Annotated in this window: 21 protein-coding genes and 3 pseudogenes; 16 read left to right on the forward strand and 8 right to left on the reverse strand. The window is 66.4% G+C overall.

Translation table 11 applies throughout. The features are described 5' to 3' along the window. Positions 1 to 79: 79 nt before the first annotated feature. The 5 genes and pseudogenes from CBI38_RS00890 to CBI38_RS38315 all read left to right on the forward strand — a co-directional run bounded on the left by CBI38_RS00890 (position 80) and on the right by CBI38_RS38315 (position 5,356). On the forward strand, positions 80 to 3,358 hold the full coding sequence (locus CBI38_RS00890; protein ID WP_109334780.1) for a protein kinase domain-containing protein: 3,279 nt from the start codon (positions 80 to 82) through the stop codon (positions 3,356 to 3,358). Between the two features lie 67 nt (positions 3,359 to 3,425). Then, positions 3,426 to 3,626 (forward strand): annotated as a pseudogene (locus CBI38_RS00895) (alpha/beta hydrolase family protein); the annotation flags it as partial. 72 nt (positions 3,627 to 3,698) lie between these two features. Further along, positions 3,699 to 4,586: a PEP/pyruvate-binding domain-containing protein gene (locus CBI38_RS00900; RefSeq protein ID WP_230990041.1), complete on the forward strand. Its 888-nt coding sequence runs from the start codon at positions 3,699 to 3,701 to the stop codon at positions 4,584 to 4,586. Continuing rightward, on the forward strand, positions 4,583 to 4,759 hold the full coding sequence (locus tag CBI38_RS38735) for a PEP-utilizing enzyme (RefSeq protein ID WP_230990042.1): 177 nt from the start codon (positions 4,583 to 4,585) through the stop codon (positions 4,757 to 4,759). Before CBI38_RS00900 ends, CBI38_RS38735 begins: the two co-directional genes overlap by 4 nt. A gap of 126 nt (positions 4,760 to 4,885) precedes the next feature. After that, entirely contained in the window at positions 4,886 to 5,356 is a 471-nt protein-coding gene (locus tag CBI38_RS38315; RefSeq protein ID WP_230990043.1) for a hypothetical protein, read from the forward strand. A gap of 25 nt (positions 5,357 to 5,381) precedes the next feature. Here CBI38_RS38315 and CBI38_RS00910 read toward each other — a convergent pair whose 3' ends face one another. The 4 genes from CBI38_RS00910 to CBI38_RS00925 all read right to left on the reverse strand — a co-directional run bounded on the left by CBI38_RS00910 (position 5,382) and on the right by CBI38_RS00925 (position 9,099). Then, the gene (locus CBI38_RS00910; protein ID WP_109325614.1) at positions 5,382 to 6,617 is read right to left on the reverse strand and encodes a low temperature requirement protein A; all 1,236 of its coding nucleotides are present in this window, start codon (positions 6,615 to 6,617) and stop codon (positions 5,382 to 5,384) included. 272 nt (positions 6,618 to 6,889) lie between these two features. Then, a complete protein-coding gene (locus CBI38_RS00915) occupies positions 6,890 to 7,681 on the reverse strand; it encodes an SDR family NAD(P)-dependent oxidoreductase (protein WP_109325615.1) in 792 nt (263 codons plus the stop codon). A 22-nt stretch (positions 7,682 to 7,703) separates the two neighbouring features. Further along, positions 7,704 to 7,958: a hypothetical protein gene (locus CBI38_RS00920; RefSeq protein ID WP_109325616.1), complete on the reverse strand. Its 255-nt coding sequence runs from the start codon at positions 7,956 to 7,958 to the stop codon at positions 7,704 to 7,706. Next, on the reverse strand, positions 7,936 to 9,099 hold the full coding sequence (locus CBI38_RS00925; protein ID WP_109334782.1) for a Rieske 2Fe-2S domain-containing protein: 1,164 nt from the start codon (positions 9,097 to 9,099) through the stop codon (positions 7,936 to 7,938). The genes CBI38_RS00920 and CBI38_RS00925 overlap by 23 nt, the downstream gene beginning before the upstream one ends. Before the next feature lie 184 nt (positions 9,100 to 9,283). Between CBI38_RS00925 and hsaA the strand changes: the two genes are divergently transcribed. Then, the gene (gene hsaA, locus CBI38_RS00930; protein WP_109325617.1) at positions 9,284 to 10,450 is read left to right on the forward strand and encodes a 3-hydroxy-9,10-secoandrosta-1,3,5(10)-triene-9,17-dione monooxygenase oxygenase subunit; all 1,167 of its coding nucleotides are present in this window, start codon (positions 9,284 to 9,286) and stop codon (positions 10,448 to 10,450) included. On the opposite strand, the gene CBI38_RS00935 is transcribed toward hsaA, so the two are convergent. Continuing rightward, complete coding sequence (locus CBI38_RS00935) at positions 10,451 to 11,989, reverse strand: FAD-dependent oxidoreductase (protein ID WP_109325618.1); 1,539 nt, start codon at positions 11,987 to 11,989, stop codon at positions 10,451 to 10,453. A 191-nt stretch (positions 11,990 to 12,180) separates the two neighbouring features. Between CBI38_RS00935 and CBI38_RS00940 the strand changes: the two genes are divergently transcribed. The 6 genes from CBI38_RS00940 to CBI38_RS00965 all read left to right on the forward strand — a co-directional run bounded on the left by CBI38_RS00940 (position 12,181) and on the right by CBI38_RS00965 (position 18,220). After that, positions 12,181 to 12,792, forward strand: a complete 612-nt coding sequence (locus tag CBI38_RS00940) for a TetR/AcrR family transcriptional regulator (protein WP_201453489.1) — start codon at positions 12,181 to 12,183, stop codon at positions 12,790 to 12,792. Positions 12,793 to 12,962: 170 nt separating this feature from the next. Next, positions 12,963 to 14,126 carry a steroid 3-ketoacyl-CoA thiolase gene (locus CBI38_RS00945; RefSeq protein WP_109325624.1) on the forward strand — a complete coding sequence of 388 codons (1,164 nt, stop codon included), beginning with the start codon at positions 12,963 to 12,965 and terminating at the stop codon, positions 14,124 to 14,126. Positions 14,127 to 14,152: 26 nt separating this feature from the next. Continuing rightward, positions 14,153 to 16,342: an acyl-CoA dehydrogenase gene (locus tag CBI38_RS00950; protein WP_109334783.1), complete on the forward strand. Its 2,190-nt coding sequence runs from the start codon at positions 14,153 to 14,155 to the stop codon at positions 16,340 to 16,342. Between the two features lie 6 nt (positions 16,343 to 16,348). Next, positions 16,349 to 17,224 carry a MaoC/PaaZ C-terminal domain-containing protein gene (locus tag CBI38_RS00955; RefSeq protein WP_109325625.1) on the forward strand — a complete coding sequence of 292 codons (876 nt, stop codon included), beginning with the start codon at positions 16,349 to 16,351 and terminating at the stop codon, positions 17,222 to 17,224. Next, the gene (locus tag CBI38_RS00960) at positions 17,221 to 17,871 is read left to right on the forward strand and encodes a PaaI family thioesterase (protein ID WP_109325626.1); all 651 of its coding nucleotides are present in this window, start codon (positions 17,221 to 17,223) and stop codon (positions 17,869 to 17,871) included. Before CBI38_RS00955 ends, CBI38_RS00960 begins: the two co-directional genes overlap by 4 nt. Positions 17,872 to 17,890: 19 nt before the next feature. Beyond that, a complete protein-coding gene (locus CBI38_RS00965; protein ID WP_230990044.1) occupies positions 17,891 to 18,220 on the forward strand; it encodes an SDR family oxidoreductase in 330 nt (109 codons plus the stop codon). Between the two features lie 73 nt (positions 18,221 to 18,293). Here the strand turns inward: CBI38_RS00965 and casG are convergent, their stop codons facing one another. Continuing rightward, positions 18,294 to 19,955 (reverse strand): steroid-24-oyl-CoA synthetase, encoded by a 1,662-nt coding sequence (casG, locus tag CBI38_RS00970; RefSeq protein ID WP_109325631.1) that lies wholly within the window; start codon positions 19,953 to 19,955, stop codon positions 18,294 to 18,296. A gap of 155 nt (positions 19,956 to 20,110) precedes the next feature. Here casG and CBI38_RS00975 point away from each other — a divergent pair, with 155 nt between their 5' ends. Beyond that, the gene (locus CBI38_RS00975) at positions 20,111 to 21,304 is read left to right on the forward strand and encodes an NADH:flavin oxidoreductase (RefSeq protein ID WP_109325634.1); all 1,194 of its coding nucleotides are present in this window, start codon (positions 20,111 to 20,113) and stop codon (positions 21,302 to 21,304) included. After that, positions 21,301 to 22,998 (forward strand): steroid-22-oyl-CoA synthetase, encoded by a 1,698-nt coding sequence (gene casI, locus CBI38_RS00980; RefSeq protein WP_109325635.1) that lies wholly within the window; start codon positions 21,301 to 21,303, stop codon positions 22,996 to 22,998. Before CBI38_RS00975 ends, casI begins: the two co-directional genes overlap by 4 nt. A 27-nt stretch (positions 22,999 to 23,025) precedes the next feature. On the opposite strand, the gene CBI38_RS40230 is transcribed toward casI, so the two are convergent. Next, positions 23,026 to 23,382 carry a helix-turn-helix domain-containing protein gene (locus CBI38_RS40230; RefSeq protein ID WP_335743610.1) on the reverse strand — a complete coding sequence of 119 codons (357 nt, stop codon included), beginning with the start codon at positions 23,380 to 23,382 and terminating at the stop codon, positions 23,026 to 23,028. A 216-nt stretch (positions 23,383 to 23,598) separates the two neighbouring features. Between CBI38_RS40230 and CBI38_RS40235 the strand changes: the two genes are divergently transcribed. Both CBI38_RS40235 and CBI38_RS00990 read left to right on the forward strand, forming a co-directional pair. After that, positions 23,599 to 23,784, forward strand: coding sequence for a hypothetical protein (locus CBI38_RS40235; protein WP_335743611.1), 186 nt, complete (start codon positions 23,599 to 23,601; stop codon positions 23,782 to 23,784). A gap of 367 nt (positions 23,785 to 24,151) precedes the next feature. After that, positions 24,152 to 24,791: pseudogene (locus CBI38_RS00990) on the forward strand (isochorismatase family protein). 44 nt (positions 24,792 to 24,835) lie between these two features. Here the strand turns inward: CBI38_RS00990 and CBI38_RS00995 are convergent. Beyond that, positions 24,836 to 25,370: pseudogene (locus CBI38_RS00995) on the reverse strand (helicase associated domain-containing protein). Positions 25,371 to 25,528 lie beyond the last annotated feature (158 nt).

The following is a 25,528-nucleotide window of genomic DNA, read 5'->3' on the forward strand; positions in this document are numbered from 1 at the left end:
ACTCTGCGCGGGTCGAAGTTGGGACGAGTAACTTCGAGTGGGCAAACAATCGACACGGTTCGGCAATCCGAGGGCCTTCATGATGGAGTTTGATCCCTTCGCTACCCGTCCGGATGTGGCCGGGTCGGTCGTCGCGGACTTGGCGGCGGCTGGGTTCGTCGACGCCGCGGAAATCGGCCGCGGGGGCTTCGGGGTCGTGTACCGCTGCCGGCAGCCCGCGCTCGATCGCACCGTGGCCGTGAAGGTGCTGACCGGGGACCTCGACGAGGACAGCCGTGCGCGATTTCTGCGTGAGCAGCGTGCCGCGGGCCGGCTGACCGGCCATCCCAACGTCGTCAACGTCCTGCAGGTCGGAGTCACCGAACACGACCGGCCGTACATTGTCATGCCCTTCTATGCCCCCGACTCTCTCGATGCACGCATCCGAAGACGGGGTCCGCTGACGCTGGAGGAGGTGCTGCGCGTGGGCGTCAAGATCGCCGGTGCCCTCGAAGCCGCGCACGGCCTCGGCATCCTCCATCGCGACGTCAAGCCGGCCAATATCTTGCTCACCGATTACGGTGAGCCCGCGTTGACCGACTTCGGTATTGCGCACATCTCGGGCGGGTTCGAAACCACCGCCGGAGTTGTGACCGGATCGCCGGCCTTTACAGCACCCGAGGTCATTGCCGGTGGCGCACCGAGTCCGGCCGCCGATGTGTACGGTCTGGGCGCGACCGTGTTCGCCGCCGCCACCGGGCATGCTGCGTTCGAGCGCCGGAGTGGTGAGCAAATGGTCGCCCAGTTCGTCCGGATCACCACCGCGCCGACGCCGGACCCGAGAGAGCACGGCATCGCCGACGATGTCAGCACCGTGATCGAGGCCGCGATGGCAATTGATCCTGCCGGTCGCCCATCCGTTGGGGAACTGGGCCAGCAGCTGCGGCGCCTGCAACACGAGCATGGCTTTCCGGTCGACGACATTGCCGGCCGCACGTTTCACGACGAAACCGACAACAGCGCCCCCAGTCACACGCCACCAACGCAACCATCCCACGATGATGCGCCGCGAGCCCCGCATCCGGGCCGCACCGGGGCGCTGCCGCTGGAGTTGACCAGCTTCATCGACCGTCGGGAGGAGACGGCGAAGGTCGCTAGCTTGCTGTCGACGGCCCGCATGGTGACCTTGACCGGGATGGGAGGGGTGGGCAAGACCCGACTGGCGCTGCGAGTCGCAGATCGAACGCAATCGCGTTTCGCTGATGGTGTGTTCCTGATCGAGCTGGGCGAGCTGCGCGACGACTCGCTTGTCGTCAACATGGTGGCGGATGCGCTGGGTCTCCGAGACCGAGCTGCGAGGCCACTTCTCGAGGTCCTCACGGAATTCCTTGCCCCGCACGAAGTGCTACTCGTTCTGGACAACTGCGAGCAGGTGGTCGACGCGGTCGCGAAACTCTCCGAAGCGCTGCTCCGCACCAGCCCAGGCCTGCGGATGCTGCTGACCAGCCGGGAGCCGATCGGTATCAGCGGCGAAATAGCGCTACCGATCGCCCCGCTTGCGGTACCCGACGCCGACCATCTGCCGAGACGGTTGCCCGGCAACGACGCGTTGGCACTGTTCGCCGAGCGGGGCGCCGCGGTCATGCCCGGCTTTGAGGTCACCGGCGACAACAAGGTGACCATCGCCCGGATATGCCAGCGCCTCGACGGCCTGCCGTTGGCGATCGAGCTGGCCGCGGCGCGACTTCGGGCGATCTCCCCGGAGGAGATTCTGCAGCGACTCACCGACCGCTACCGGTTCCTGACTCGCGGACGCAGAGACGCTCCGTCGCGGCAACAGACCCTGCGGATGTGCATCGACTGGAGCCATGACCTGTGCACACCCCTGGAACAACTGATGTGGGCTCGTCTGTCCATGTTCGCAGGTAGCTTCGAACTCAATGCGGCCGAGCAGATCTTCGGGCAGGACCCGACCGTTGACGATTTCCTGGACACCGTCACCTTTCTCGTCGACAAGTCGATTCTCATTCGAGAGCAGTCGGCTCCGGTCGCTCGGTTCCGGATGCTCGAGACGGTGCGCGACTACGGTCGGGAGAAGGTCCGTTCCGGCGCCGACTACTCCGAGCTGCGCATCCGATACAGAAATTGGTACGTGCAGCTGTCCCTGGACGCCGAGGCTGACTGGGTCGGCCCGCGGCAACTCGAGTGGCTGACACGATTGGTCGCCGAACTGCCGAATTTACGACAGGCACACGAATATTGTCTCTCCGAAGACCCCGAGTCCGGGCTTGGCATGGCCGCAGCGCTGTTCCCTCTCTGGCTATCGCGCGGTTTGTTGACCGAAGGACGGCGCTGGATCGATCGACTATTGGCTCTGTCGCCCCGCACCGTAGGCGTTGACCGCGCTAAAGCAATACTCTGGGCCAGCGTGATGGCGGGAGTGCAGGGCGACCTGCAGGCCTCGACTATCCTCATCCACGCCGGACGGACGCTCGCCGATCGATCGGCCGATCCTCTGCTGCAGGCGCACATCGACCTTGCCGAAGGTTACCGGGCCCTGTACGGCGGCGACGTCGACTCTGCACAAGTCCATTTCGAAGCCGCACGACCAACCTACGCCGCCGTGCCGAGTGCACTTGCCCTCCACATCCTCTTGTTGCAGGGTCTCGGGTTCGCGTACGAGTTGCTCAATCACACGGAGCGCGCCATCGAATGTTACGAGAGTGCACTCGCGGTCACCGAAGAGCGCGGTGAAGCAGTGCATCGGTCGTATTTGCTGTGGGCCCTGGCCGTGGTGGTGTGGCGACACGCCAATACGGAGCGGGCGAAGGACCTACTCCAACAGGCACTTCGCGCTGCTCGGAAAGTCAATGAGCGGCTCGTCATCAGCATGTGCCTACAGGCACTCGCGTGGATCGCGGCCGAGGAAGGTGCTTTCGAACGAGCCGTAGTGTTGACCTCAGCTGCAGAGAACCTGAGCAATGCCATGGAGAGTTCCCCGATCTTCGTCTCTGGGTTGGTCCAGTACCGCGAGAGATATGAACGGGATACACGGAGGGAGCTGAGCGAAAAGGAATTTGCCGCAGCTCAAAGAAAAGGGAGCAAGCTGGGAGTGGAGTCCGCGGTCGCCTACGCACTCGGTGAGCAAAGTCCGGCGTCATACACACCGACCACTGGACAGGCCGGACCGACTAAGCGGGAGCGTGAGGTCGCCGAGCTGGTCGCCGAGGGGTTGACCAATCGAGAGATAGCGTCCCGCTTGACGATATCTGTGCGTACCGCACAGGGGCACATCGAACACCTTCTTGCCAAGCTGGGCTTCACCTCGCGTGCCCAGATCGCTGCATGGGTAGTGGAATCACGGCGAACCACGCCCTGACACACCGTGGTACGGACGCTCAGTCTCTACAGGCGCCAGGAAATTCGTGACGTCGGTCGATGCGTTCCTCCAGGTTCCGACCCTGGTCACGCAGAGTTCCGGTGACAGGGTGGTGGCCAAGCCGTCGACAGATCTGATGGTGAAGACGTTGCGGGACAGGGGGAACGACCTCGAGTACGTGACGTACGAGGGTGCGGACCACCGGGCAACCATCGGGGCTTCGCAGGCGGACGCGCAGAATTTCGTCAACGGCATCCTGGACCGCTGAGGATGCCGGGCCTCGACACCACGACCGCCAAGGAAGTGTGACAACCGGCTGGTGATGGCCTGGGGTAGACGGGTGACTATCGACGACCCTGCACCCGACGACCGCGACGCGGATGCTCGAGCGGTGGTCCCCCTCGCGGAAGCGTCGGAGCGTTGCGGTGCCAAGGCCCGCAACCTCGGCGTGCTGCTGCGTGCCGGATTCCGGGTGCCCAACGGATTCGTGATACCCGACCCGCTCGGAAATCCGGGGTGGGAGAGGGAGATCGTAGCCGCTCTCCGCCGTCTCGATCCGGGTCCGTTCGCCGTGCGCTCATCCGCCCTCGCGGAGGATGGCGTCGAGCGCTCCTTCGCGGGACAACTGGCCACGACGCTCGGGCTCACTACCACCGCCGAGGTGATTGAGGCGGTGTATCGCAGCGCCTCGTCGGGCTCCTCGCCCGAAGCGGTCGCCTACGCCGCGCGTACCGACCGGGAGGCTCCGACGTCGGCCGGGGTGATCGTGCAGGTGATGGCACGACCCGCGGCGGCCGGAGTTCTGTTCACCCGGCACCCGGTCACCGGGGCCGAGCAGGTGGTGATCGAGGCCGTACGGGGCTTGGGCGAGGCAGTCGTGGCCGGGACCGTCACTCCGGAGGCGTACCTGGTCGACGGTGCGCAGGTGCGGGTCGTGCGGCGTCGGGGCGCGCAGCTGCTGACCACTGCCCAGGCCCTCACCCTCGCGACTTTGGGACGCGATATCGAGAGACTGTTCGGGCGCCCGCAGGACATCGAGTGGGCGATCGACGGCGACGACATCTGGGTCCTGCAGGCCCGGCCGATCACGACCGCTGGCGCTACCGCACCGCCAGTGCGAGCAACACCCAGCGAGGTGGTACTGACCGGGGTCGCAGCCAGCCCGGGCACCGGCCGTCGGGCCGGCGCGGATCATCGACAGCCTCGACGACTTCGCACGCTTTCGTGAAGACGACGTGCTGTCTGCTCGCGCACGCCGCGATCGTCGCCCGCGAATTCGGCATCCCGGCCGTCCTGGCGGCGGCGGGCGCCAGAACCACGCTGACGGAGGGCGGGCTGGTTCGCGTCGACGGAACCCACGGGCGCGTCGGTGTCGTCACCGAGAACACGGGGAGGAACTGATGTCGCACCGCACCCCATCGGACATCCTGGTGCTGCACGCCGTGCGGATCCTCGGCTACGCGGAGACCGCGCGCATTGCTGCCCGGTACGTCTTACCGGTAGAACTGGTCGCAGAGCACCTGCTCGATGCCGAAGCCCGGGTGGGTCACCCATACCGACTTCGCCGGGGACGGTGGCTGGTCTCTGACCGAAATCGGAAAGATCCACGGCGAGCGAGTGCTGACCGCCGAGCTCGATCAGTGCGGGTTTCGCAACGAGGTGGTCCAGGTGCACCAGGACTTCCTGCCGCACAACGCTGCTGTTGCGGATGCGTGTACCGCCTGGCAGTTGGCCGGAATGGGTCTCGGCGGGACGACTACGACCATCGACGAGACGATCACTCGGCTCGAGACTGCGGCGGACGCCCTGGCCGAACTCGAGACGCGCCTGGTCTCGGGCATGAACCGGTTCGCCGGCTATCACCGGCGGTTCGCCGGCCCCCTCGAGCGGGCGGGCACCGATCCGTCGTGGATCACGGCAACCGATCGCGACTCCTGCCACGGTGTCTGGTTCGAATTCCACGAAGACCTCATCGCTTCGCTCGGCCTGGTGCGATAACAGGCCGAGTGCTGTTCGAACAGTCCTAGTACTCCTCGCGGCCACTGGGCTCTGCGTGCCCGAGGGCGATGTCGAGCGCACGGGCTTCGTGCGCGTGACCGAGCAACTCGTACCCAACTACGGTGATGACAGGTGCCAGCATCACCACGATCAGACACCACGCCATCGACATGCCTTGCGCCGCCAGCACCACTGCAAGCGCGATGGTGGCCGCGGTCAGGGCGAGGAGCAGGACGTGGAATGGGTCGGGCACCCGCAGCAAGTACGTGTACAGCAGGTACACGCCTGCGAGGAAGATCGCGACGGGCGCGGCAAGGGAGAGCACCGTCGCCGTCGCGCCGATGTGGGAGACGTCCTCGATGTAATACGCCGCCACGTGAAGTCCGGCCCCTACCGCGGCCAGTGACGCGAAGAGCGCGATGTGGCTGTAGCCCCAGACGAAGGATCGGCTGCGGTATATCTCGAGCACCTCGGCCGACGGCAGAATGTAGTAAACCCACCACAGTCCGAACGTCAGTCCGATGCCGGCGCCAGCGACCAGGATTGCGTCCAGTGTCCAGCCCTGGTGCTCCACGACGGCGGACAGAGAGGCCACCGTGCCGATCACGCCCTCACCGAGGGCAATGATGACGAGCAGGCCGTGACGCTCGACGATGTGGTGTGCGTGCCAGGGTGTTCCGCCCTTGTACCGCTCGGCGATGACGGGACCACTGAGCTCGATCAGGATGAGTATCGCGCCGAGGCCGAACGCGTACTCGACTGTGAGGGGCGCGATCACCAGTCCGACCCAGCCGATCTGCGCGAGGACGAGCGTCGTGACGTATGTCAATGCGGCGGAACGATGCTCGGGATCGTGTTTGGTCGCGCGCAACCATTGGAACACCATGGCGACTCGCATAACGATGTACCCGGACACCATCACGGAATTGTCGAGTTCGACTCCGCGGTCGATCGACGCGAACATCGGGGGCATGCCGAGTGTCAGGATGACGACGCCGATCATCTGCACCATGGTCGTGACCCGGTAGATCCAGTCGTCGGTGTCGTAGGCGGAAGCGAACCAGGAGAAATTGATCCACGCCCAGATGATCGAGAACATCGCGAACGCGAATCCCGCCAGTCCGGCAGCGACGTGTCCTTCGGCGACGAGGTGCGCGAACTGATCCCCTGCGACCCCGAACGCGACAACGAACGTCAGATCGAACAGCAGCTCCAACGGTGTTGCCGCACGGTGTTCCTCGTGCGGATCACGGCCGGCCATTTTCTTTACCCGGTGGGCTAGGCCCGTGCTGTTCGCCGCCGGTCGGCCTGATGCATTCACAGTCCGGCCGCTACAGGGTTGCATGCGGCAATGACAGTTCGATGAAGAAGTCGCATCACTCGTCTCCCGAGTCAAGGATGAAACCGTGCCGCAGGAGTTGTCGCACGACGCGACGAAACCGCCGTACGAGGGCAACGCCGTGGCCTGGGCTCTTCGTCGCTGAGACTACTCGTCTGCGGCGCAGCCGGCATCGTTTCGGTCGGCGCCCACCATCACCCGCGACCCAGCAGCCTCCGCATACCCGCGGCGGCACCCTGCACGAGGGTGTCGCGGGGGAATCCGCTCCGCTTCTGGGCTGCTTCGTAGTTGCCGCCCGCCACCCAGACGGGTCCGTCGGCTAGGTGTGCGAGTCCTTCACGCGCGACGTCTTCGGGTTCGGCGACGTTCATGCCGGGGAGGTCGAAGTTCAGTCCGGCCCGCACCATCGCGGGGGTGCGGGTGACGCCCAGGACCAGTTCGAGTGCGTGGATGCCGAACGGTGCCAGTTCGAGCCACAGGCTTTCCGCGAAGATGCGCCCGAAGGCCTTCGACGCCGCGTAGATGCTCTGGTGTTCGGAACCCATATATCCGGCCAGCGACCCCACCAACATGATGCCGCCCCGCCCGCGTTCCTTCATTCTCGCGCCGAAGTGATGCGAAAGCTGCAGTTGCGACGTGATATTCAGGTCGATGACACCCTGAAATCCGGTCAGGTCGCCACTGACGAATTCGTGCCCGTAGCTGTTGGCCCCGGCGTTGAAGATCAGCAGGCCCACCTCGACGTCGTCGGTGTCGCTGCGGATGCGGTCGAAGGCGTCCGCCGAGAGGAGGTCGAGCGCGAGCGTGCGGACCTCCACACCGTTCGCGCGAACCTGCGCGGCCGTCTCCTCCAGTGGTTCCGGCTTGCGGGCGATGAGCACGAGATTGATTCCGGCGCGGCTCAGTTCGTCGGCGAAACCTGCGCCGACGCCCTCCGACCCGCCGGCGATCACGGCCCATGGCCCGTACTGGTGGGTGTCGATCATGGGGTGTCCTTTCGAAGGAAATTCAGGGGACGACGACAGGGGTGGGAACCGGATCGGGGTCGCGCACCGTGATGTCGCCCCGCTCCGCCGCTCGGACGATGGATGTGGTCAGTGCGTCACAGCCCTTCCGGGGAGACCCGGGACGGCCGTCGCCGGAGCCGGCGATCTGGTGGCACCGGCCGCGAGCGAGGTCGTCCCACTGCACGGAGGTGTGCTCCCAGCTGTTCTTCTGGACCAGCACCCGCGCACCGCACTCAGCGCACTGCAGCGGCTGCATCGGATTCCAGCGCCTTTCGTGCGAGATTGTCTTCCACTTCCTTCTTCCACGATTCCACCGGGCGCGTGGTGTCGAGCTCGAACTCGAATCGTTCGGTCATCTGCGGTGTCACGTTGGCGGCGTCGACGTAGAACTGTTCGTACCACCGGCGCAATTGGTAGACGGGGCCGTCTTCCTCGCACAGCAACGGGTTCTCGATGCGGGTCTTGTTCTTCCAGATCTCGATGTCCTGCTCGAATCCCTTGGCGATGAAGGTGCCGAAGTTCTTCGCCATCTCGGTGGCGGCATCACCCTCGAGTTCTTTCGACTTCTTGACGATGATCCCGTACTGCAGCACGAACTCGTCTGCGCTGACCGGATAGTGGCAGTTGATCAGGACGGAGTCGACGTAGTGGGTCTCGTACTGGTAGGTGAGGTCGTCGACCATGAACGACGGGCCGAAATAGGTGGCATCCGAACGACTTCCCACCATCTTGGGTTGTCCGGAGGCGTGCGGGCGCATGTCCTCGCGGGCCTGGCCGCGCATGAACTGGCTGGCGACGTGGCCTTCGAAGACGTTCTTGAAATAGGTGGGGAACGAATAATGGACGTAGAAGAAGTGCGCCATGTCGACGATGTTGTCCACCACTTCACGACAATTCGTATTCACCGTGGTGCGGTACCAGACCCAGTCCGTCCAGTCGTCGTCGAGCGCCCCCTCGATTCGGGGAATCGTGACGTCGGCCGGCGGCGGGTTACCCTCCGGGTCGTTCCAGACGAACAGCATCCCGTCCTGATCGAGGGTGTGCCACGAGCGGGTACGAGCCAGCGGCGGTACGCGGCGGGCATACGGGATCTTCTTGCAGCGCCCATTGCTGCCCCAGCGCCAGTCGTGGAACGGACACGCGACCTCGTCACCCTTCACGGTGCCCTGGCTGAGGTCGCCGCCCATGTGCCGGCAGTAGCCGTCGAGTACGGCGAGTTCGCCAGCGCTGTCGGCAAAGACCACCAGTTTGGTGCCGAAGGCCTCGAGGGAATGCGGCTTGCCGTCCCGGAAATCCTGGGACAAACCGAGGCAATGCCAGCCGCGGGCGAATCGGGTCGGTGCAGCGCCCGCAACGATCTCGCGGACCTCGTCTCTGTCGGACTGCTGGGTGCTCACGATGCGTCCCGTCCTCTCCTGCTCGTTCGTACCTGTGGTGTTCAGCACGCTAGGTCAGTGGGCGGAGGCCGATCCGAGACGTCTCACTGGACGGGACCGGTTAGTGTGCGGTGGGTGTGCGCACGCTTCCCGTTGAGCGAGACGGTCGTCCACGGTGCCCGGATCGCGCAATACCCTTCCGCAGATGGTCAACGAGGTGCTGCTGTCGGTCCGTGAATTGCTGCCCATGATCGCGGAGCGCGCCGACAAGGTGGACGAATCGCGACGCGTGTCCGAACAGGTGATCCGCGAACTCGGGGACGCCGGGATGTTCGCGATGCTGCAGCCCAAGCGATACGGGGGTGCGGAGTGCAATCCCGTTCACTTCTACGAGACGGTGCGTGCGATCTCGGGGGTCTGCGGATCGACGGGTTGGCTCGCGTCGGTGCTGGGTGTGCATCCGTGGCACCTGGCGCTGTTCGACGACCGCGCTCAGCGCGACGTGTGGGGACACGACAATTCGGTGCTGTTGTCGTCCGCGTACGCCCCCGTGGGGCGGCTGACGCCTGTGGACGGAGGCTATCGGCTGTCCGGTGACTGGCACTTCTCCTCGGGCTGCGAGCACGCGTCGTGGGCGCTGCTCGGGGCGATGGTGGTGGGAACGGAAGGTAAGCCGGTCGATTTCCTCACCGTGCTCGTACCGAGGTCGGATTACCGCATCCACGACGTGTGGGACGTGGTCGGTATGCGGGGGACGGCCAGTAACGAGATCACCGTCGACGACTGTTTCGTGCCCGACTACCGGACCAAACGCAACTTCGAGACCGCGCAGTTACGGGGAGCGGGGCAGAAGGTGAACCGGGGACCGCTCTACCGCTTGCCGTTCGCCACCATCTTCACCACGGCCGTCACCGCCCCCGGTGTGGGTGTGGTGGCCGGCTGCTACGAGCGGTTCCTGACGGTGATGCGTGAACGCGTGCGTCTGAGCCTCGGGGGTGGCCGCTTCGTGGAGGACCAGTTCGCCCAGGTGTCGGTGGCCCGGGCGTCGTCCGAAATTGATGCAGCGATCCTGCAGATGGACCGTAACGTCCGTGAACTGTGGGAGCTCGCGGTCGCGGGTGAGGAACTTCCGATGGCGCTGCGGTTGAGAGTCCGTCGCGACCAGGTGCGGGCGACCGAGCGGGCGCTGGACGCGATCGACCTGCTCTTCAAGACGGCCGGGGCCAGCTCGTTGTCTCGGGGCAACGCGATCGAACGGGCCTGGCGCGACGCTCACGCGGGCAGCGTGCATGTGGCCAACGAACCCGAACGCGCCCTTGCACTGTTCGGCAGGGGCGCGTTCGGACTTCCAGTGGAGGACAACCTCGTCTGATCAGTTCCGCATGTGTTGCACTGCCCGGTAGGAGAACACCATTGCGGTGCCCAACGGGACCCCGGGACCGGGATAGAAGCGTCCGCTCAATGAGGCGCTGGTGTTCCCTGCCGCGTACAGCCCCTCGATCGGGCTGCCGTCCGCGCGAAGCACGCGGGAATCGGCGTCGGTGCGGACGCCACCCTTCGTGCCGAGATCGCTGAGGATGATGCGGGCAGCGTAGAACGGCCCCTGCGCGATCGGTCCGAGCGCCGGATTCGGTGGTGCATCGGCACCCGTTCCGGGCGGGCAGAAGAAGGCGTCGTAGGGATCCTCGCCGCGGTGGAACGCCTCGTCGACACCGTGCTTCGCGTAGTCGTTGAACTGTTCGACGCTGCGCCGAAGCGTGTCGGACGGGACGCCGATCTTCTCTGCGAGTTCCTCGATGGTGTCGGCGGTGACCCAGGTGCCCGCCTCGAGGTGCTGCTGCGCCGGAATCGACGGGATGGAGATGGCCGGCAGAACGGGGCCGCCCTCCCCGGAATCGAAGACCAGATAAGAGTTCGCACTCCGGTGTTCGATCATCGCGCGGCCGAACTGGTCGTACGGCAGCGACTCGTTGAGGTACCGCTCCCCGGTGTCGTCCACCAGGATTCCGCCTCGCACACCCACCATGAAAGCGCCTGAGCCGTCCGGAAGTTCGACACCCGGGCACCACCAGGCCTCGTCGAGGAGTGCCGTGTCGGCGCCGACCTCCACGGCCGCCGTCAGCAGGTCGCCGGTGTTCGCCCCCCGCGGTCCCATGCTCCACTCGGCTCTGCCCGGTGTGCCGTTCTCGGTGCGCAGACCGGCGTTGCCCTCGATCCCTCCGGCAGCGAGGAGAACGCCGCGCCGCGCACGTATGAGGATCGGCTGCCCGGCCGCGTCGGTGGCCTCGGCACCCACGACACGACCGTCCTCGACGATCAGTGTGTGGGCCGCGGTCTCGGTGCGGAGCTCCGCATGCCCGGTTCCGTACAACGCCATCAGGAGACGCCCGATCAGCGCGCGGCCGCCGATCAGAGTTCCCTCGGGGTGCGGCTGCCCGGCGCGATCGACGTCGGCCTCCGGACGGATGACCTCACGGAGGTCACCGATCTCGTCGCCGGGCAGATCGAGAGGATTGATCGCGCGGCCGGCGTCCATGCGGCCCGGCGCCTTGTAGTAGTCGGGGAAGGGACGCCACTCGAAGTCGAGGTGCGGGTTCTGCTCGAGGAAGTCGACGACCTCAGGGGCGGTGGCGACGTACGCCTCCTGGCGTTCGACCTCGGAGTCGCCGACCACGGCGCGCAGATAGGTGCGAGCCAACTCGGTGGAGTCGCCGATGCCGGCGCGTTCCTGGACAGCTGTGCCCGGAAGCCAGACGGCGGCGCCCGAGTAGGCGGAGGTGCCGCCGAAGAGTGGAGTCTTCTCGAGGACGAGGGTGCGCAATCCCTGCGCGGCGGCCGTATATGCGCCGGTCAGCGCGCCGCCGCCCGAGCCGACTACAAGAACGTCGCACTCCGTTGTCCAGTCCTGCATCGTCGTGTCCTCCGTTGGGGTGGGTGATGCCTGTGGGTGTTGACTGACGCCCAGTCGTGGCGTCCACGCAATCGCATTCGGGCGACGGAAGGCACCGCTGGTCCCACTCACCGGACGCATTTCTGCGCCGTCGCGATCGAATGCCAGAATTGGGCTGGATCCGAGGCTGCTCGGGGAGAAGGGGATCGAGGGTGCCGAGAATCGCGGAGGTCAGGGACGCTGCCGAACCCAGTTCGGAGGAACAGCGGGCGCGCCATGTGCGCATGCTGGAGGCGGCCGCCGAGCTGGCGTCCGAGAAGGAACTAGCCCGGGTCCAGATGCACGAGGTGGCGAAGCGGGCCGGGGTCGCCATCGGCACGCTGTACCGGTACTTCCCGTCGAAGACGCACCTGTTCGTCGCGGTGATGGTCGACCAGATCGATCAGATGGGCGCCGGATTCTCGAAGGGTGTCGCTTCGGACACCACTCCCCAGGACGCCGTCTACAACGTGCTGGTGCGGGCAACTCGTGGCCTCCTGCGCCGGCCTGCGCTGTCCACGGCAATGATTCAGTCCACCAGCACCGCGAATGTCGCCACCGTCCCGGATGCCGGGAAGGTCGACCGAGCCTTCCGCCAGATCATGCTCGATGCGGCGGGGATCGAACACCCGACCGAAGGTGATCTGACCGCGCTCCGCCTCGTGGTGCAGCTGTGGTTCGGGGTGGTCCAGTCGTGCCTCAACGGCCGGATCTCGATTCCCGACGCCGAATCGGATATTCGCAAGGGCTGCGACCTGTTGCTCGTCGGTCTCTCCCGACGCTGATCGTTCTCGGCACGGGGGTCGCGCACCGCCACGCCTAACGGGGTGCAATTCATTCTCGACGTGTCTGCACGGCTAGTGCCGAGCCAGCGCATTGATCTGTCCTCACAAATAGAATACGTTTCAGAAAGCCGCCTGGCACGAATCCTGGCGGCTCAGCGAAGGAGCCAACAATGGGCAACGCAGTCATCGTCGACGCGGTCCGGACACCGATAGGTCGCCGGCGCGGCGCATTGTCCGGACTGCATCCGGCAGAACTGCTCGGAGCGGCGCAACGCGGCGTCCTCGAGCGGGCGGGAGTCCCCGCCGAAAACATCGGTCAGATCGTCGGTGGCTGCGTCACCCAGGCCGGTGAACAATCCAACAACGTGACCCGGCAGGCATGGCTGCACGCCGGCTTGCCGTATGGCACTGCCGCCACCTCCATCGACTGTGCGTGCGGGTCGTCGCAGCAGGCCGTGCACCTGGTGGCCGGCCTGATTGCCTCGGGGCAGGTCACCGCGGGCATCGGATGCGGTGTGGAGGCGATGAGCCGGGTGTTCCTCGGTCAGGCGCTGACCCCCGAGACGGGAAGCCCCTATCCCGACGACTGGTCGATCGACATGGGCGATCAGTTCACGTCCGCGCAGCGCATCGCGGAACGGCGTGGCATCACCCGACGCGATGTCGACGCGTTCGGCCTCGAATCGCAGCGCCGCGCCGCTCAGGCCTGGGCCGAGGGGCGGTTCGACCGCGAGGTCGTTCCCGTTACCGCGCCCGTCGTGGACAAGCAGGGCGTGCGCACGGGTGAAAAAGCAGTGGTCACCCGGGACGGGGGACTGCGAGAGACGACGGCCGAGGCTCTGGCAGCACTGAAGCCGGTGATCGACGGGCACATCCACACCGCAGGCAATTCCTCGCAGATCAGTGACGGCGCCGCGGCCGTACTCCTCATGAGCGAGGAACGGGCAGGCGAACTCGGGCTGCGTCCACGCGCCCGGATCGTCGCGTCGGGCATGGTCGGCTCCGACCCCTATTTTCATCTGGACGGACCGATCGAGTCGACCGCACTGGTCCTCGACCGGGCCGGAATGTCCTTGGCAGACATCGATCTCGTCGAGATCAATGAGGCATTCGCCTCGGTCGTGCTGTCCTGGGCGCAGGTTCACGAGGCAGACCTGTCCAAGGTGAACGTCAACGGTGGTGCGATCGCCCTCGGGCATCCGGTGGGCTCGACCGGTGCGCGACTGATCGCCACGGCACTGCACGAGCTGGAACGGGCAGACAAATCCACCGCCCTGATCACCATGTGCGCGGGCGGGGCGCTGTCTACCGCAACCATCATCGAACGCATCTGACACCCGAGAAACTCGACGAGGCCGACATGACAATGGGATTGACCGAAGAAGAGCGGGACCTGCGCGACTCGGTGCGGGGATGGGCCGCTCGAACCGTGACGCCGGACGTGCTGCGGCAAGCGGTGGAAGCGAAAACCGAACAGCGACCGCTGTTCTGGAACGCGCTCGCCGGTCTGGGCGTGCTGGGGCTGCACCTGCCGGAAGAGGTGGGCGGCGCCGGGTGCGGCCTGGTGGAGCTCGCGGTGGTCGCCGAAGAGCTCGGCAGGGTTCTGGCTCCCGGACCGTTTCTGCCGACCGTGTTGACGAGTGCCGTCCTGAACGAAGGCGGCCACAGCGGCCGGCTGTCCGGGTTGGCCGACGGTTCGGTGCTGGGAGCCGTGTCCCTGCAACCGGGTTCGTTGCGGATCTCCCGCCACGGCGACGAGGTGATCCTCGACGGCGAGTCGGGGTACGTCCTCGGCGGTCAGGTGGGTGATCTGTTCCTGCTGGCGGCGCGGGACGGCGACACGACGATGTTCGTGGTGCTGCCACGCGAGCACCTCGACGTCACCGACCTGCCGAGCCACGACGTGGTGCGCCGCAACGCCGTCGCCGCCGCACACGGCATCACCCTGGCGAAAGACGCGGTCCTGTCGATCGATTCGCGGCGCGTCCTCGATCTCGCGGCCACCCTGTTCGCCGCCGAGGCGTCGGGCATCGCCGACTGGGCCGTCGCTACCGCCGCCGACTACGCGAAGGCGCGGCAGCAGTTCGGCCGACCCATCGGCCAATTCCAGGGCGTCAAGCACCGGGTGGCCCGCATGCTCACCCTCGCCGAACAGGCCCGGGTGTGCGCTTGGGACGCCGCGCGCGCCATGAGCCCGGACACTGATCCCGCCGAGGCGTCGCTGGCCGCGGCGGTAGCCGGAGCCGCCGCACCCGAGACCGCGTTCTCGGTGACCAAGGACTGCATCCAGGTGCTCGGCGGCATCGGCTACACCTGGGAACACGACGCTCACCTGTATCTGCGACGGGCGCAGTCGTTGCGAATCCTGCTCGGGTCCACCGCGTCGTGGCGGCGTCGGGTCGCCCGCGCCACCCTCGACGGCAGCCGCCGCGTGCTCGGGATCGAACTGCCACCGGAGGCGGACCGCATCCGCGCCGATGTGCGTGCCGAGCTGACTCCGGCGGTCGGTCTGGCCGAGCAGGAGCGCAAGCGCTACCTGGCCGAAAGAGGCTATACGGCACCGCATCTCCCTGCACCGTGGGGGAGAGGCGCAGCTGCCGTCGAACAACTCGTGATCGCCGAGGAACTCCGCGCCGCTCAGGTGAAGCCACACGACATGATCATCGGCAACTGGGTGGTCCCCACACTGATCGCACACGGCAACGAGAACCAGGTGCAGCGATTCGTGCCACCGTCGTTGCGCGGTGAACTCGTCTGGTGCCAGTTGTTCTCGGAGCCGGGCGCCGGGTCCGACCTCGCCGGACTGAACACCAAGGCCACCAAGGTTGACGGTGGCTGGGTGCTGCAGGGCCAGAAGGTCTGGACGTCGATGGCCCGCGACGCGCACTGGGGCATCTGCCTGGCGCGGACGGCCCCGAATGCGCCGAAACACAAGGGACTGTCGTACTTTCTGATCGACATGAAGTCCAGCGAGGGACTCGACATCCGGCCGCTGCGGGAGATCACCGGTGAGGCGCTGTTCAACGAGGTCTTCCTCGACAACGTGTTCGTCCCGGACGAGTTGCTGGTGGGTGAACCGGGCGACGGCTGGAAGCTGGCCCGCACCACACTGGCCAATGAGCGGGTCTCGCTCTCGCACGACTCCTCCCTCGGATCCGGCGGCGAGGCGCTGTTGACTCTGGCCGCCGACCTGCCCGGTGGGATCGACGACGAGCAGCTGACGGTGCTCGGCAAGGTGCTCTGCGATGCGCAATCCGGTGGCCTGATGGGACTGCGCACCACCCTGCGCTCGATCGCCGGTGGGCAGCCGGGTGCCGAGTCCTCGGTCGCGAAACTGCTCGGCGTCGAACACATCCAGCAGGTGTGGGAGGTGGCGATGGACTGGGCGGGACCACGCGCCCTGCTCGGCGAGCACGCCCGCACGTCGGACACCCAGATGTTCCTGAACGCGCAATGCATGTCGATCGCGGGCGGCACCACCAACGTCCAGCTCAACATCATCGGTGAACGCCTCCTAGGTCTGCCCCGCGACCCCGAGCCCGGAAAGTGACCTGACATGAGTATCGATGTGAACGTCGCCTTGACCGCGGAACCGGCAGTTCGGGAGGCGTCGTGGACCGAACGCGACGTCCTGCTCTATCACCTCGGCGTCGGGGCGGGCGGCAACGCGGTGGACCCCGCCGAACTGCGGTGGGTGTACGAGAAAAACATGCGGGTGCTGCCCACGTTCGCACTGGTGGCCGGGCAGGGTATCTCTTCGGGATCGGCGCCGAGTGCCGGGCTGACCATGCCCGGCATCGATGTGGATCTGCGCAAGATACTGCACGGCGGGCAGACACTGATGGTGCACGCGCCGATCCCGTCCTCGGGCACCGCCCGGGTGTCCTCGCGCGTGGCCGATGTGTGGGACAAGGGCAAGGCTGCCGTCATCGTGCTCGAGCAGACGGCCACCGACTCGGACGACGGTCACCCGTTGTGGACGACGGGGATGCAGATCTGGGCCCGTGATGAGGGCGGGTTCGGCGGGTCCCCTGGGCCCGAGTCGGTGGCCACGCTGCCGGAGCGGAAACCCGACACGGTGCTGACGTCACGCACCGGAACGGGACAGGCGCTGCTGTACCGGCTCAGCGGCGATATGAACCCGTTGCACGCCGACCCCCAGTTCGCGTCCGCTGCAGGGTTCGACCGCCCGATCCTGCACGGGCTCGCCTCGTACGGAGTGGTGTGTAAGGCCGTCGTCGACGGGATGCTGGACGGCGACCCCACCCGAGTGCGGACGTACTCGGTGCGGTTCGCCGGCTCCCTCTATCCGGGTGAGACGATCGATATCGCGACCTGGCGGGAGGGCGACGTGCTCACGCTGCGCGCGACGTGTCCCGAACGGAACGGACAGCCCGTCCTCACGCACGCCACGATGGAGGTTCGCCCGTGAACACCGGTACGCATCCCACCTTCGAGAACAGCACCGCGGGAACAGTGTTGACGTCTCCCTCCGACGGAGCCGCGGTCGATCGAGCCACCGAGGCGGCGCGCCGCGTGATCGACGCCCTGCTGCGCACCGACCGGGCCAACGCCAACCTCGAGCGAGTGGCCGAGGAGTTGAACAGCATCGCCGAGCACCTCGAGGAGCACGCACCCGCGGTGGCCGAACGGCTGATCGACATGTGGAACGGGGAGGGCGTTACCCGGCACGATCCGGTGACCGGACCGGAGAATGCGCTGGCACCACCCGTAATCCTCGAAGGCCTGGCGGACGGCTCGGTGCAGGGCACCGTCACCTTGACCATCCCGTACCAGGGTCCACCCGGGCATGTCCACGGTGGTGTCTCGGCGCTGCTGCTCGACCACGTGCTCGGTGTTGCCAACGCGTGGGGCGGAAAATCAGGCATGACAGCACAATTGAGCACGCGGTACCACCGTCCGACCCCGCTGTTCGAACCGCTCACCCTGACCGGGAAATTGATCGGCGTCGACGGGCGGAAAATCTCCACCGTGGGCGACATCAGGACCGCGGACGGGCAAGTGTGCGTGTCGGTCGAGGGACTGTTCATCGACAAGACTGTCCCCAGGCCGCGCTGAGAGGGGCAGGATGCAGGACATGACCGAAGTCCTACGGTTCGAGAACAAGGTCGTGACGGGCGCTGCGCGTGGTCAGGGCCGGGCCGAGGCGGTGCGGTTCGCGCTCCTAGGTGCCGACGTCATCACCGTGCATCCGGCGGGCGTCGACACCGGCATGAAGGTCAACGACCAGCATCCGCTGATCAGCCGGTTCGCGCCCACGCTCGGACCGATTTACATGAATTCACTGCCGTACACCATCCTCGCGCCCGAGGACGTCGCAGCCGTGGTGGCGTGGGTGTGCTCCGACGAAGCGAAATACATCACCGGTGCTCAGATTCCGGCGGATCTCGGCAACCTCATTCGCTGATCTCTATATCGTCCAATGCCCCAGTGGCGCAGTTCTGCTGCACCACTGGGGCATTCGGCGTTCCCGAGGGGGATCAGACCGCGATGTCGCGGCGCAGCATCTTCCCTGTCGCGTTGCGCGGCAGGAGGTCGGTGGTGATTCGCCAGCGGGTCGGGACCTTGAAGTACGACAGACGTTCGGCCGCGTAGTCCCGCAACTCCGCTTCGGTGGTCGTGGCACCGGGCCGTAGCACTACGACGGCCGACACCTCCTGTCCCAGATCCTCGTGCGGCGTGCCGATCACCGCGCACTCGAGGACACCGGGATGTTCGTCGAGGCACTGTTCGATCTCGGTGGGGTAGACGTTCTCGCCGCCGCGCAGGATCAGATCGGAGCGACGTCCCGTCAGCCGGAGCCGGCCGTTCTCGACGACGCCGTAGTCACCGGTGCGCAACCACCGGCCCGGTGCGATTGCCGCGGCGGTGGCGGCCTCGTCCTCCCAGTAGCCGAGCATCACGAAGGGGCTGCGCACGCACACTTCGCCTTCGACTCCGTCCGGGAGCCACTTCCCGTACGGATCGCGGATCTCCATGCTGACCGTGATGATGGGCCTGCCCAGCGTGCCCGGGTACTGCTCGAGTTCGGGGCCGGCGGCCACGGCGATGGCCGTACTGCATTCGGTGAGACCGTAGCTGTCCACCAGCGCGTCCCGGGCGAACGGCACCTTTTCCCGCAGCCGTTCCTTGAAAGCTACCGACGACGGTGCCGACGCCAGCGAGAACGCCGTCAGCGAGGACAGGTCGTACTTCTCCAGGTTGTCGTGTTCGACCAACCTCGACGCCATGGTGGGGACCGCACCCCAGTTGGTGACCCGTTCCCGCTCGATCAGGCCGAGCACGGCGTCCACGTCGAATCCGCCCTGATGCATGACGACGGCGCCGCCGGTGGCGAGCCGCGGCACCACCAGGTTGTGCAGGCTCGCGATGTGGAACAGCGGGGACGTCAACAGGTAGCGCCGCGGGCTCGGGACGGCCGGGTCGGCGGGAGACCCCGTGAACTCGGCGACCACCGCGTCACTGAACCGGTGGTAGTCGACTACCGCGAGGATGTTGCGCTGCGAATGTAATGCGCCCTTGGGGCGGCCGCTGGTGCCGCTCGTGTAGAGAATGGCGGCCGGATCGTCCTCGTCGACGTCCGTGTGGGGCATCGGGGCGCCCGCGTACCGGTCGAAGATCCGGGGCAGATCGTCTTCCATGGTGAGAACCGGGATTTCCGTTCCGGCTGCGGCGAGCGTCTCTGCCCGCTTCGCGTCGGCGATGACGACAGTGGGGCGGCTGTGCGTCAGCCCGTACTCGACCTCACGCGGTACCCACCAGCCGTTGAGCCCCACGCTGATGGCGCCGAGCACCTGCGTGGCCCAGAAGGCAATCACCCATTCCGGAGTGTTGGCGGCGAGGATCGCGACCCGGTCGCCCTTGCGGACACCGTGCTCATCGCGCAACGCGGTCGCGAGTGCCGCCACCGCCGCCGCGTGCTCGGTGTACGACAGTCGACGGTCGGCGGTCACCAGGTAGTCCCGGTCCCCCCACTGCAACGAAGTGGCGAGCAGGTCGCCCACCGCCCGTCCGCGGTTCTTCATCACCGGCATGCGTGTGCCCAGTACGGGCTCCTCGACGATCTCGAACCGGCCACCGGGCCCGGTGAGGCGGGACATCACCTGATCCAGGTGCAGCTGTGGATCTGTAGGGGCAGTCATGGGGCCGGCCTTTCGTCCTCGGGCACTCGTACCGACACAAGATGGCACGCTGTGGCAGGGCTTCGGTTGCGGTTACCACTCACCGAGACTGGCCCGATCCGCGGTGCCTCCGCGCCGTTACGTTCGTCAGCGAATCGCAGCTGGAGGGACACCTAATGACCATAGATCTCGACCCGCCCACCGTGAAGGTCGATCCACTCGGGCCGGCCAAGCTCGGGCCGATCACTCTGCGCAATCGCGTCATCAAGGCCGCGACGTACGAGGGACTCACGCCTAAGGGTCTGGTCACCGACGAACTGATCGAGTTTCATCGGCAGCCGGCGGCGGGTGGGGTCGGCATGACCACCGTCGCCTATTGCGCCGTCGCCGCCGACGGCCGCACGGCTCCCGGCCAGATCACCTGGCGTGACGACGCGATGCCGGGACTGCGGAAGCTGACCGACGCCATCCATGCGGAGGGGGCGGCGGTGTCTGCACAGATCGGGCATGCAGGGCCGGTGGCCGGCGCCAAATACAACGGCGCCCCCGCGCTGGCGCCGAGCACCCAGTTCCGTCTGACGACGCAGACCTTGGCGCGCGCGGCAACCGTCGCCGACATCGAGCGGATCACCGCGCAGCACGTCGACGCATCGAAGCGGGCCATCGAGGCCGGCTTCGATGCGATCGAGCTGCACTTCGGGCACAACTACTTCATCAGCTCGTTCCTGAGCCCCCGGACCAATCGGCGCAAGGACCGATACGGCGGCAGCCTCGAGAACCGCGCGCGGCTCGCCCGTGAGACCGCGCGGGCTGTCCGCGACGCGGTGGGCGATCGGATCGCGATCCTCGCCAAGTTGAACATGGACGACGGTGTGGCGGGCGGTTTCTGGGTAGACGAGGCCATCCAGGTGGCGCAGTGGCTCGAGCAGGACGGCTCGCTCGACGCACTCGAACTGACGGCGGGCAGCTCGCTGCTGAATCCGATGTACCTGTTCAAAGGTGATGCGCCGCTGCGGGAATTCGCGGCCGCCATGCCGCAACCCACCAAGCTCGGCATCCAGCTCGTCGGCAAGCATTTCCTGAGGGAGTACCCCTATCGCGACGCCTACCTGCTCGACGACGCCCGTCAGATCCGGGCGGCCGTCACCATGCCGCTGGTGCTTCTCGGCGGTATCACCGGCAAGGCGAGCATGGATCTCGCCATGGAAGAGGGCTTCCAGTTCGTGGCGATCGCGCGCGCACTGCTGCGTGAGCCCGATCTGGTCAACCGCATCACCGCGGAGACCCACAGACCGGGACTGTGCAATCACTGCAACAAGTGCATGACGGCGATCTACGGTGGCACCCATTGCGTGCTTCGGAAGCCATGACCACGCACACGCCGTCGAGAGGAGAGCTCGAGTTGGAACGCAGAACGATCGCCCAGATGCTCCTCGACCGGTTGGGTGACGAACGGCTGGGAGTCCGCACCCGCGAGCAGGACTGGACGTGGGACGCGGTGGTTCACGAGAGCGCGGCGCGTGCCGCGCTCGCCGCGTCGCTGCGGCGCGGCGGTACGTTCCACATCGGTGTGCTGCTCGAGAACACCCCCGAGTTCCTGTTCTGGCTGGGTGGCGCGGCGCTCGGGGGAGCGACGATCGTCGGCATCAATCCCACCCGCCGCGGGGCCGAACTCGAGGCCGAGATCCGGTACGTCGACTGCCAGCTGATCGTCACGGATGCCGCGGGCAAGGCGCAGCTCACCGGTCTCGACCTCGGATTGTCCGAAGACCGATTCCTCCTCGTGGACGATCCGATGTACGCGGATCGGGTGGCGTCCTGCCGGGTGGAGCACCCCGCAGCGGATCCGGCGATCGACGTCTCGACGCTGTTTCTGCTGCTGTTCACCTCGGGCACGACGGGCACGTCGAAAGCCGTGCGGTGCAGCCAGGGTCGCCTGGCGCGCCTCGCCTACTCCAACACGGTGAAGTACGGCCACGTGCGGGAGGACGTCGACTACTGCTGCATGCCGCTGTTCCACGGCAACGCCCTGATGGCGTTGTGGGCGCCCGCACTCGCCAACGGGGCCACCGTGTGTCTGCCGCGTAAGTTCTCGGCCTCGGGATTCCTGCCCGACGTCCGGTTCTTCGGCGCCACCTTCTTCACCTACGTGGGCAAGGCGCTGGCGTACCTGATGGCCACGCCGGAGTTGCCGGACGATTCCGACAACACGCTCGTACGGGGCTTCGGCACGGAGGCCTCACCGGAGGACAAGGCCGAGTTCATCCGACGGTTCGGCGCCGAACTGTACGAGGGGTACGGCTCCAGTGAAGGCGCCGGCTCGGTGACGCTCGACCCCGCCGCCCCCGAGGGTGCTCTCGGCAGACCCGCTCACGAGAACATCGTCATCGTCGATCCCGACACCCTCGAGGAGAAAGCCCGGGCCCGGCTCGACGAACACGGCCGCGTCCTCAACCCGGACGAGGCGATCGGTGAGATGGTCGACAAGGCCGGAGCAGGGCGATTCGAGGGTTACTACAAGAACGAGGATGCCGTCGCTGACCGCATCAGGCACGGCTGGTACTGGACCGGTGACCTCGGCTACCTCGATGAGGAGGGGTTCCTGTACTTCGCGGGCCGCAAGGGTGACTGGATCCGGGTGGACGGGGAGAACACCTCCGCACTGATGGTGGAACGGATTCTGCGACGCCATCCCAAGGTGATTGCCACCGGCGTCTACGCCGTTCCCGACCCGCGGTCGGGCGACCAGGTGATGGCCGCCGTCGAGATGTCCGACCCCAGCGACTTCGACCCCGCGGACTTCGCATCCTTCCTCGCCGGCCAGGACGACCTGGGGACGAAGTCCGCGCCGCGCTTCATCCGCGTGTCCACCGACCTGCCCGTGACAGGATCGAACAAGGTACTCAAACGTGCTCTGCAGGAACAGGGTTGGCGGTGTGACGATCCGGTCTTCCGATGGGTCGGACGCGGCGCTCCCGAATACCACGAAATGACCGAGAGCGAGAAGAGCGCGCTGGAGCAGGAATTCCACACGCACGGGCGGCAACGGTTCCTGCAGGTGTGACGGCGAGTTGGGCACAAGACTGGGAGGTCAGATCTGGTGTCCCTTCGGTGTCGTGTCGGCAATGCTGCCGCGCTGGTCCGCGAATTGCCGCCGGTACGCCGAGGGGGAAATCGCGAACGCTGCGGCGAACCTCTGCCGAAGGGTGACGCTGCTCCCGAAGCCGCATTTCCCGGCGATGGAGTCGATTCCCCAGTCGGTTGTTTCGAGTAGTGCCCGAGCTTCTTGCAGGCGGTGTTCGAGTATCCAGCGTGCTGGTGTCGTTCCGGTGGATTGCTGGAAGTGGCGTACGAAGCTGCGTCTGCTCATCCGTGCCTGATCGGCGAGTCGGTCCACGGTGAGCGACTCGTCGAGATGGCTGAGTGCCCACTCCTGCACTTCGGCCATGGTCGTGTCGGATACCGGTTGAGCCAGGGGGCGATCGATGTACTGTGCCTGCCCTCCTTCCCGGTGAGGGGCGACGACCAGGCTGCGGGCGATCCGGGTAGCGACGGCAGACCCGAGGTGTTGCGAACCAGATGTAGGCAGGCGTCGATCGCCGAGGCCGTTCCCGCGGAGGTGAGGACATCACCGTGATCGATGTAGAGCACCGACGAGTCGACCTTGCTGCCGATGCTGCGTTCAGCGAGTATCGGCATCACCTCCCAGTGCGTGACCGCGGAACGTCCCGAGCAGGCCGGTGTCGGCGAGAGCGAAAGCGCCCAGGCACAGGCCGACAATGGCAGCACCGCGGGCATGCGCGGTCGTGATCGCGTTCTTCAATTCGTCGTTGACCGGTGTGAGGACTGAGGCCAGGAGGGGATGACGACGATGTCGGCCCACTCGACGGTGTCCGGCCCTGCACCTCGCCGATCGGATATCCCTCGATGGTGCGAACGGTTCCTGCACGATCCGACCACAGTCGCGTCTGCCAGTCCGGTGCAAGCCCGAGGCGGCCCACCTCGCCGAACACCATCAGCGGTGCCGCCAGGTGAAACATCGTGATGTCGTCGAACGCGTAGACAGCGATACGCATGATGCCTCCGAGGTTGGCCTAATTCCATCGAGAGTATGCATCCATGCCACTCGTAGTGGAAACCGATGTGCCGAACACTGGGACGGGTCGCGTCCACACCATGGCGGCGCGACGCCATCAACGAAGCTGAAGGAGCAACTGATGACTGCACCCCGCCGTGCCCTTGTCGTCGTCGATGTCCAGCAGGAGTACTTCGAGGGACCACTCGAGATCCAGTACCCACCGCGTGCGGAGTCACTCGCCAACATCGTGAACGCTGTGGAGACTGCCACCGCCCGTGACGTTCCGGTTCTCGTTGTCCAGCATCACATGCCGCAGGGCGCCCCCCGTTTTCGTCGAGGGCACGAAGGGGTGGTCGCTTCATCCGGAGATCGAACGGCGCATCGAGCCGGCTACCAAGCGGGTGCACAAGCAGTACGGGAGCGTGTTCGCCGGTACGGATGTGGCGCAATGGCTACACGCGCACAACATCGACACCATCACGATCGTCGGATACATGACCAACAATTGCGACCTCGCCACAGCGGTGGAGGCCGAAGGGCTCGGGTTCGCCACCGAAATCCTGTCCGACGCCACGGGTGCCATCAATCTGGCCAACGAGGCCGGCACGATCTCCGCGCAGTCCCTGCACACGGCTCTGATGGTGTTGCTGCAGTCGAACTTCGCCGCAGTGTCGACCACTGCGCAGTGGATCGAAGCGCTGACGTCGGACTCGACGCTGCCCAAAAGCAACCTGGTGCAATCGGCCATCGACGGACGCTCGGCGGTCGCCCTCGCCTGACGGGAGTGACAGGCCAACGTGCGTGCGGCCAGCCGGATTGGTGCTCAGATCCGCGCTGGTGGCCGCCGGCCAGGGTGACGGACCGCCGATCCGGTGCGCTGGGCCGATGTGCGCGGCCCCCGCGGGCGCGGACTGGGGGGAGACCCCGAGAACGGCGAGCGGGCCACGCTCGTCGTCCGGGAGTGCGTCGGCCCGCCACTTCTTCACCGCCCGATAGAGCCATTGACCGACCTGCTCCCCGTCCGCCGTGACGTAGTTCGCGGGAACCAGTGCGTTCCCATGCTCTTCGCGGTACGCGGCGATTTCGGTGAGCATTCGCCGCCGCTTGCCGTCGATCCGGGACACGGTAGGCAGAGGGGTGTCGTCGTCGCTCCACACGAACCCGATCGCATCGAGTTCCGCAATGCGGTGCGGTGGCAGGGTGCCGAGCATGTGCGCCACCCTCTGGCGGTGTTGCCAACGACCGAGGTGGAACCCGCTTTCGGCGACGTAGTCGGCCGGGATCGCGGTGTGGGGGTGTTGGCGGCGGAAGTCGGCGTAGAGCTGCACAGGGGAGGAGGCGGGCTGGTTCGCTGGCATCGGAATCGCACCCTTCCGGAGGCTCTCACACGTAATCGGGATTGTCATCACGTCAAGTATGTCCACCAGTTGGACGATGTAGCAAGACAGTTGGCCCCGTTGTTCGCTGTGTCGGTGAGGATCGGTGTCGGGTCGCGTGGGCACTACCACCGAACCGC

The sequence above is a fragment of the Rhodococcus oxybenzonivorans genome (genome assembly GCF_003130705.1).
GTDB lineage: Bacteria > Actinomycetota > Actinomycetes > Mycobacteriales > Mycobacteriaceae > Rhodococcus_F > Rhodococcus_F oxybenzonivorans.